The sequence below is a fragment of the Streptomyces katrae genome (assembly GCF_000966975.1).
GTDB lineage: Bacteria > Actinomycetota > Actinomycetes > Streptomycetales > Streptomycetaceae > Streptomyces > Streptomyces katrae.
The window spans coordinates 1-7,852 of sequence record NZ_JZWV01000116.1; the positions used below are offsets into that span (position 1 = coordinate 1).

At 72.7% G+C, this 7,852-nt stretch carries 11 protein-coding genes; 4 read left to right on the forward strand and 7 right to left on the reverse strand.

What is annotated here, in order from left to right:
* Positions 1-47 precede the first annotated feature (47 nt).
* Positions 48-995: a diiron oxygenase gene (locus VR44_RS06210; RefSeq protein WP_045946355.1), complete on the forward strand. Its 948-nt coding sequence runs from the start codon at positions 48-50 to the stop codon at positions 993-995.
* A complete protein-coding gene (locus tag VR44_RS06215) occupies positions 988-1,707 on the forward strand; it encodes a tryptophan 2,3-dioxygenase family protein (RefSeq protein ID WP_052713483.1) in 720 nt (239 codons plus the stop codon). The genes VR44_RS06210 and VR44_RS06215 overlap by 8 nt, the downstream gene beginning before the upstream one ends.
* Before the next feature lie 45 nt (positions 1,708-1,752).
* Here VR44_RS06215 and VR44_RS06220 read toward each other — a convergent pair whose 3' ends face one another.
* The 4 genes from VR44_RS06220 to VR44_RS06230 all read right to left on the reverse strand — a co-directional run bounded on the left by VR44_RS06220 (position 1,753) and on the right by VR44_RS06230 (position 4,234).
* Entirely contained in the window at positions 1,753-2,274 is a 522-nt protein-coding gene (locus VR44_RS06220) for a SixA phosphatase family protein (RefSeq protein ID WP_045946356.1), read from the reverse strand.
* Positions 2,275-2,416: 142 nt separating this feature from the next.
* Positions 2,417-2,647 carry a hypothetical protein gene (locus VR44_RS06225; protein ID WP_045946357.1) on the reverse strand — a complete coding sequence of 77 codons (231 nt, stop codon included), beginning with the start codon at positions 2,645-2,647 and terminating at the stop codon, positions 2,417-2,419.
* Between the two features lie 169 nt (positions 2,648-2,816).
* On the reverse strand, positions 2,817-2,936 hold the full coding sequence (locus VR44_RS48325; protein ID WP_281187117.1) for an SGM_5486 family transporter-associated protein: 120 nt from the start codon (positions 2,934-2,936) through the stop codon (positions 2,817-2,819).
* A 5-nt stretch (positions 2,937-2,941) separates the two neighbouring features.
* Entirely contained in the window at positions 2,942-4,234 is a 1,293-nt protein-coding gene (locus tag VR44_RS06230) for a CynX/NimT family MFS transporter (RefSeq protein ID WP_045946358.1), read from the reverse strand.
* Between the two features lie 104 nt (positions 4,235-4,338).
* Between VR44_RS06230 and VR44_RS06235 the strand changes: the two genes are divergently transcribed.
* A complete protein-coding gene (locus tag VR44_RS06235) occupies positions 4,339-5,016 on the forward strand; it encodes a FadR/GntR family transcriptional regulator (protein WP_045946359.1) in 678 nt (225 codons plus the stop codon).
* On the opposite strand, the gene VR44_RS06240 is transcribed toward VR44_RS06235, so the two are convergent.
* The 3 genes from VR44_RS06240 to fabG all read right to left on the reverse strand — a co-directional run bounded on the left by VR44_RS06240 (position 5,013) and on the right by fabG (position 7,187).
* Entirely contained in the window at positions 5,013-5,471 is a 459-nt protein-coding gene (locus VR44_RS06240; RefSeq protein WP_052713484.1) for a hypothetical protein, read from the reverse strand. The genes VR44_RS06235 and VR44_RS06240 overlap by 4 nt on opposite strands.
* A 220-nt stretch (positions 5,472-5,691) precedes the next feature.
* On the reverse strand, positions 5,692-6,462 hold the full coding sequence (gene fabI / locus VR44_RS06245) for an enoyl-ACP reductase FabI (RefSeq protein ID WP_045946360.1): 771 nt from the start codon (positions 6,460-6,462) through the stop codon (positions 5,692-5,694).
* Positions 6,463-6,467: 5 nt separating this feature from the next.
* On the reverse strand, positions 6,468-7,187 hold the full coding sequence (gene fabG / locus VR44_RS06250) for a 3-oxoacyl-[acyl-carrier-protein] reductase (RefSeq protein WP_045946361.1): 720 nt from the start codon (positions 7,185-7,187) through the stop codon (positions 6,468-6,470).
* A gap of 146 nt (positions 7,188-7,333) precedes the next feature.
* Between fabG and VR44_RS06255 the strand changes: the two genes are divergently transcribed.
* Positions 7,334-7,852, forward strand: a 519-nt coding sequence (locus VR44_RS06255; protein ID WP_425424486.1) for a PmbA/TldA family metallopeptidase, incomplete at its 3' end; no start/stop codon positions are given.

Genomic DNA, 7,852 nt, shown 5'->3' on the forward strand with positions numbered 1-7,852 from the left:
CCCACCACCCCCTCCCCCTCCCCCGCATCACGGAACGGAAATCGCCCATGAGCACGGCACCGGGTCCCCTGGACCGCTGGTACGAGACCGCCGGCGTGCGCGGCGGAGTACGGCGGATGTTCCACGCCGAGGCGGAACAGGGCCGGGTCTTCTTCCCCGACGCCCTGGTGCCGCACCTGGCGCACCCGGAGGTGAAGGCACTGGCCCCGGAGCGGGTCCGGGAGATATCGGTCCGGCACCTCTACCAGTTCCTGCACTCGACGACCCATCTGGAGACCCGGGTGGTCAACGGGGCGGCCGAGCCCGTGGCCAACGGCAACTCGGGGCTGCACTTCCCCACCGCGCTGCGGATGGACGCCTTCAAGGTGTACTGCGACGAGGGCTACCACGCCCTCTACAGCCTGGACCTGGCCGACCAGGTGGCCGCCGTCACCGGTATCGCCGTCCCGGACGTGGACTACGGCGGTTTCGTGACGGCGCTGCAGGACACGGGCCGGCGGCTGCTGCCCGAGGACCCGGTGCTGGCCGGGCAGTTGCAGGCGGTGGTGTTCGAGACGCTGATCACGGCGGTGCTCAACGAGGTGCCGCAGGACCCGACCGTGGTGAGCACGGTACGGGAGCTGATGCGCGACCACGCCAAGGACGAGGGCCGCCACCACCGGTTCTTCTCGGCGTTCTTCCTGGAGCTGTGGGCCCGGCTCGACGGGCGGCGCCGGGTCCTGGCGGCCCGCGCGCTGCCCGCGATGATCCGTGCCGCGCTCGACTGGGACCTGGAGCCGGTGCGGGTGTCGCTGCGGCTGGCCGGTCTGGACGAGGAGCGGATCGGGGCCGTCCTCGCGGACTGCTACGGCGGCAGCGCGGGCGTGGACCGCATCCAGACGATCTCCCGTTCCACCCTGCGGCTGTGCGCCCAGGTCGGTGCCTTCGACCTGCCCGGCGTCACGGACGCGTTCGCCGCCCATGGACTGCGTGCCCCGGAGGACTCCGATGTCTGAGACCGCGACCGTCACCCGCCCCGACGCCGTGACGTACTCCAACTACCTGAAGCTGCCGGAACTGCTGGCGCTGCAGGTGCCGCTGGCCGACGGGGTGGACGACGAGCTGCTGTTCATCACCGTGCACCAGGTGCAGGAGCTGTGGTTCGGTCAGCTGCTGCGGGACCTGACCGACGCCCGGGACCGGATGCTGGAGGGCGATCCGCGGGCCGCCCGGGTCCGGCTGGTGCGCGCCGTGTCGGTCACGCGGGCCCTGATCGCCGCGATCCATCCGCTGCGGGCGATGCCGCCGCGGGAGTTCCATGCGTTCCGGGGCGTGCTGGGCAGCAGCAGCGGCCAGCAGTCGGCGCAGTACGTGGAGATCGCGGCGCTGTGCGGGGCCGACTGGGTGCACGGGGAGTACGGGCGGCGGACGGTCGCCGGGCTGGCTCCGCGGGAGCGGGAGCGGCTGCGCGGGCGGCTGGCGGAGAGCACGCTGTGGGAGGGGTTCGTGGCCCTGCTGGCGAAGGCCGGGTTCGCGGTCGGTACGCGGGAGGAGCGCTGGGAGGCGTACGCGCGGCTGGCGGCGGGCCCGCTGGAGGGTGATCCCGCGGAGTTCGCGGAGCTGGCCGAGCTGGCGGAGGCGCTGGTCGACCACGACGAGGTGTGGCTGTGGGAGGCCCGGGACGCGGGCCTCCCGGAGCTGCCGGCCGCCCGCTGCCCGATGGGCTGAGGACACCCACGGGCCCGGGGTGCCCCGGGCCCTGTGGGGGTGTGGTCAGTGTTCCTTGGGGGTCCAGTAGTCCAGCAGGGTCCCGACGCCGGGTTCGAGGGACTTCCAGGAGCCGGTGAAGGAGACGACGGCCAGCGCGGCGGTGGGGAAGCCCGTGCGGTTCATCCGTGCCTGGGTGTCGCCCTCCGCGCGCCCGGAGAGGATGTCGGCTAGGGCGTGCATCCCGGGGTTGTGGCCGATGACGAGGAGGTCGTCGACCTCGTCGGGGGTCTCGTTCAGCAGGGCGATGAGCTCGCCCGGCGAGGCGTCGTAGACCCGCTCGTCGTAGGAGGTCCGCGGCCGGTACGGGAGTTCCTGGACGGCGAGCTTCCAGGTCTCCCGGGTGCGGGCGGCGGTGGAGCAGAGGGCCAGGTCGAAGGTGATGCCGGTCTCGGCCAGCTTCCGGCCGGCGGCCGGTGCGTCCCTGCGTCCGCGGTCCGCCAGCGGGCGGTCGTGGTCGGCCACCTGGGGCCAGTCGGCCTTGGCATGCCGGAGGAGGGCGATCCTGCGGGGTGTGTCGGCGCTCATGGGCCCAGCTTCGCATGAAACGGGCCACGGGGCGCAGGGTGTTGAGGGGCCTTCGCCCGCTCGGGAGAGCGTGCTCCGGCGTGCGCCGGCCGTCCGACGGCGCGGGTGGCGCGAGGCAGGGCGGCGGTGCGCGGCGCGCGGGTCAGCCGACGGCGCGCAGCAGCTCCTGGGTGACCTCGACCAGTCCGGCGGGCCGGTCGGCGGTGGCCTGGGCCTGGCCGGAGCCGGCGAGCAGCAGGAGCAGGAGGCCGAAGGCGAGGGCGGGCAGCGCCAGGGTCCACCAGTGCAGCCGGGCGCCGCTGTGGGCGTAGGCGCCGGGGCGGCGGCGGACGGCCCGGGCGGGGAGGGACGGGGTGTGCGTGGTGGCCGGCATGGCCGCCTCCGGGTTCTTCGGCTGGGGACTGGCTCGCTGCTTCGAATCTACGGATCCGGGGCGCCGGTTCCCATCCGGGGCACACCCCAGCCGACCCTGATACCCGCCCCCTAGGGGATGGTGGGGACAACCCCACCACCGGGGGCCGGGCGGGCCGGCGGGTGGTGCGTCAGGGGGAGGCGATGGTGGCGATGACGGCCACGATCACGGTGACGAGGGCCATCGCTCCCAGTACGAGGCCGAGCTTCTTGTGGCTGTCCTGGGGGTTCGGTTCGAGTACGGGCGACATGCCGTTCAGTCTCGCATGCCGCATTCGTCCTCGATCGTGCGGTCCCGGCCGGCGAGGACGCCGAGGGCGATCTGCGGGACGAGGAGGCCGGCCATGAGGGCCAGCGGCAGGTCCCAGCCGCCGCTGTGCTGGTAGAGGGTGCCGATGACCAGCGGGCCGGGGATGGAGATCAGGTAGCCGGTGCTCTGGGCGAAGGCGGAAAGCTTGACGACCCCGGCCGGGGACTTGGCGCGCAGCCCGATCATCGTGATGACGAGGGGGAAGGCGCAATTGGAGACGCCGAGCAGGAGGGCCCAGGCCCAGGCTCCGGCGGCGGGGGCGAGGTAGAGACCGAGGTAGCCGGCGAGGCCGAAGAGACCGAGGACGGCGGCGATGGGGCCCTGGTGGCGCATCCGTCCGGCGAGGCCGGGGATGACGAAGGCCAGCGGGACGCCCATGACCATGGTGACGGCGAGCAGCACTCCGGCGGTGGAGGCGGAGACCCCTGCGTCGCGGAAGATCTGCGGGAGCCAGCCCATGGTGACGTAGGCACCGGTGGCCTGGAGGCCGAAGTAGCAGGCGAGGGCCCAGGCGGTGCGGCTGCGCACGACCGAGGGGCCGGCGTCCTCCTGTACGGCGGCGGGTGCGGCGGCCTTCTCGCGGCGGCTCGCGGCGGCGACGGGCAGCCAGGGCAGGACGGCGGCCACGGCGAGGACGGCCCAGACCAGCAGGCCGGTGCGCCAGTTGCCGCCGAGGGCCGAGGTCAGCGGGACGGTCGCGGCGGCGGCGAGGGAGGTGCCGGCGGCCAGGGCCATGGAGTACAGGCCGGTCATGGTGCCGACGCGGTCGGGGAACCAGCGCTTGACGATGACCGGGAGGAGCACGTTGGTCAGGGCTATGCCGGCCAGGGACAGGGCGCTGGCGGCGAGGAAGGCGGCGGCGCTGTCGGCGAACGGCCGGATCAGCAAGCCGGCGGCGACGGCGGCCATGCCGGCGCAGACGACGGCGGCCGGGCCGAAGCGGCGGGAGAGCCGGGGCGCGGTGACACCGAAGACGGCGAAGCAGAAGGCGGGGACGGAGGTGATCAGTCCGGCGACGGTGCCGCTCATGTGGAGGCCGGTGCGGGCCTCCTCGAAGAGGGCGCCGAGGCTGGTGATGGCGGGCCTCAGGTTGAGGGCGGCCAGCACGATCGCGACCACGAGCACGGGGCCGAGCCACTTGGGGTCGGCGTGGATGTCGGCCGGGGTGGTGGCGGGGCGTCCGGCGGAGCCGCGCGGGGTCGCCGGGCGGCTCAGGGTCTGGAGGTCTTCGTCGTGCATCCCGCCATCATAGAATCATGGGATGATTGGTTGTCCAGTTTCATCCTGGCAGAATTGACCCCGTCCGGCCGTCCGTCCGGCAGTTTTCGAGAGGCCCCGCCCGCATGCCGTTGACCTCGCCCCGGCGTTCCGCGCTCGTCGACCAGGTGATCGCCCAGCTCAGGAACCAGATCACCTCCGGCGAGTGGCCGGTCGGAAGCCGGATCCCCACCGAGCCCGAGCTGGTGGAGCTGCTGGGCGTGGCCCGCAACACCGTGCGGGAGGCCGTCCGCGCCCTCGCGCACAACGGACTCCTGGACATCCGCCAGGGGTCGGGTACGTACGTGCTCGCCACCAGCGAGCTGGCCGGGGTGATGCACCGGCGCTTCGCGGGGGCCGACCCCCGGCACATCGCGGAGCTGCGGTCGACCCTGGAGTCCTCGGCGGCCCGGCTGGCCGCGGAGCGGCGCACGGAGCGGGACCTGGTCCAGCTGGACGCGCTGCTGGCGCGGCGCGAGGAGGCCTGGGCGAGCGGGGACGCGGAGCTGTTCGTGAGCACGGACGTCGCACTGCACATGGCGGTGGTGACGGCCTCGCACAACGAGGTGCTGACCGGGCTGTACGCGGACCTGGGCGACCTGGTGGCGGAGTGGCTGCGGGCGGACGTCGGCACCGTGCTGGACCCGGCCGCCCACCTGGACCACGCCCGCCTGATCGAGGCGATCCGGCGCGGCGACGGGGACGCGGCGGCCTCGGAGGCGGCGGGCTACCCCTTCGTCTGCCTGGGCAAGGGCACGCGCTAGCCGCCTGAGGGGCCGGACGGGCCGGAGGGACGCTGGTGGCTGACCCAGGCGGTGCGGACCTCCTTCCAGCAGCGGCCGGTCAGCCGGATGCGGCCGGTGGGGTCCAGGGGGACGAGGGCGCTGTCCCCGTCCAGGTCCCACCAGCGCTCGCACTCCACGTGGAGGCGGAGCAGGTCGGTCTCGGGGAAGCCGTTGTGGCAGTACGCGATCACCTGTGAGCCGTCGATCTCGGTGTCGCAGTCGGAGCCGTAGAGCTCGCGGCCGGCGGGCTGCTCGGGCCGTACGGGTGGTTCGGCGGGGATCTCGGAGAAGTCCACGGTCGCCAGGGCGGCCGCCTCGGGCCCGGGGGCGGGCGCCGGTCCGTCGGGTCGCGCGAGGGCTCCCGGGATCAGGAGTCCGGTCAAGGCCACCGAGGTGACCAGCAGCGATACCGCTCGGCTCGGCCTCGCGCGCACGCCCGTACCTCCTCCCCGAACCCGCCGGGAAGATCCCGGCCAGGTCAGTTTGCAGGCATGTGTCCCGGTTTTCGACTCGGAAAGATCCGGTCGGACGGCGAACGTGCGATCGACGGCGCTCGCGCGGCCCGTGCCGCGGCCGGGCGGAAACGGCGGTGGCCGCGCCTCCCCGGAGGGAAGCGCGGCCACCGCCGTACGGACGCGGGGTCCGCCAGGAAGGTCAGGCGCCCATCGCGTGCAGGCCGCCGTCCACGTGGACGATCTCGCCCGTGGTCTTCGGGAACCAGTCCGACAGCAGGGCCACGACACCCTTGCCCGCCGGCTCCGGGTCGCTCATGTCCCACTCCAGCATGGAGCGGTGGTTCCAGGTGTCCGCCAGCTCGCCGAAGCCCGGAATGGACTTCGCGGCCATCGAGCCGATCGGACCGGCCGAGACCAGGTTGCAGCGGATGTTCTCCTTGCCCAGGTCGCGGGCGAGGTAGCGGCTGGTGGCCTCCAGCGCGGCCTTGGCCGGGCCCATCCAGTCGTACTGCGGCCAGGCGAACTGCGCGTCGAAGGTGAGGCCGACGACGGCCGCGCCCTCCGCCGGGAACAGCGGCTTGCAGGCCATGGTCAGCGACTTCAGCGAGAACGCCGAGACGTGCATGGCGGTGGCGACCGACTCGAACGGGGTGTTCAGGAAGTTGCCGCCGAGCGCGTCCTGCGGGGCGAAGCCGATGGAGTGCACGACGCCGTCGAGGCCGCCGAGCTCGTCACGGACGAGGCCCTCCAGGCGGGCCAGGTGCTCGTCGTTGGTGACGTCGAGCTCGATCACCTTGACCGGCTTCGGGAGCTTCTTGGCGATGCGCTCGGTCAGCGTCGGGCGCGGGAAGGCGGTGAGGATGACCTCGGCGCCCTGCTCCTGGGCCAGCTTGGCGGTGTGGAAGGCGATGGAGGACTCCATCAGCACACCGGTGATGAGGATCCGCTTGCCCTCGAGAATTCCGCTCATGGTGATCAGTGACCCATGCCCAATCCGCCGTCAACGGGAATGACGGCTCCGGTGATGTACGCGGCGTCGTCGGACGCCAGGAAGCTCACGGCGGCCGCGATCTCCTCGGGCTGCGCGTAGCGCGCCAGCGGGACCTGCGCCAGGATGTCCGCGCGCTGCTCGTCGCTGAGCACCTTCGTCATGTCGGTGTCCACGAAACCGGGGGCGACGACGTTGAAGGTGATGTTCCGGGAGCCCAGCTCGCGGGCGAGCGAGCGGGCGAAGCCCACCAGCGCCGCCTTCGAGGCGGCGTAGTTGGCCTGGCCGGCGGCGCCCAGCAGGCCGACGACCGAGGAGATCAGGACCACACGGCCCTTCTTGGCCCGCAGCATGCCACGGTTGGCACGCTTGACGACACGGAAGGTGCCGGTGAGGTTGGTGTCGACGACGGAGGTGAAGTCCTCCTCGGACATCCGCATCAGCAGCGTGTCCTTGGTGATGCCGGCGTTCGCCACCAGCACCTCGACGTTGCCGTGCTTGGCCTCGATCTCCTTGTAGGCCTGCTCCACCTGCTCGGAGTCGGTGATGTCGCAGCGCACCGCCAGCACGCCCAGGTCGGCGAGCTCCTGCGGCGGCTCTCCCGAGCGGTACGTGATCGCGACCTTGTCGCCGGCCTGGGCGAAGGCACGGGCGATGGCGAGGCCGATGCCCCGGTTACCTCCGGTGACGAGAACCGAGCGGCTCAACGGATCACCCTTTCGCTTAGCTGTCTGAGTAGCAAAAACCTATAGGTCCCCGCCGAGATCCGGAGAATCGGGTGCCGACAGGGCCTCGCGACGCGGGCTGTCGAATACCTACAGAAACGGGTGGTCACCCGAGCCCTGATCGCGACATGATCGAGCAGACCGTCCCCGACCCCGGGAGGACCCCCGTGGCCCATTCCATCGACGCGGCCTTCACCGCGCTGCCCTTGCGGGCGCTCGCCGACGCGGCGCTCGCGCGGGCGCGCGCGCTGGGCGCCGACCATGCCGACTTCCGCCTGGAGCGGATCCGCAGCGCCTCCTGGCGGCTGCGTGACGCCAAGCCCTCCGGCGGCTCCGACACCACCGACCTCGGCTACGCGGTCCGGGTGGTACACGGCGGCAGCTGGGGCTTCGCGTCCGGCGTGGACCTGACCATGGACGGCGCGGCCAAGGTGGCCTCGCAGGCCGTGGCCATGGCGAAGCTGTCGGCCCAGGTCATCAAGGCGGCGGGCTCCGACGAGCGGGTCGAGCTGGCCGACGAGCCGGTGCACGCGGACAAGACCTGGATCTCCGCCTACGACGTGAACCCCTTCGAGGTGCCGGACGCCGAGAAGTCGGCCCTGCTCGCCGACTGGAGCTCCCGGCTGCTGGCCGCCGAGGGCGTCGCA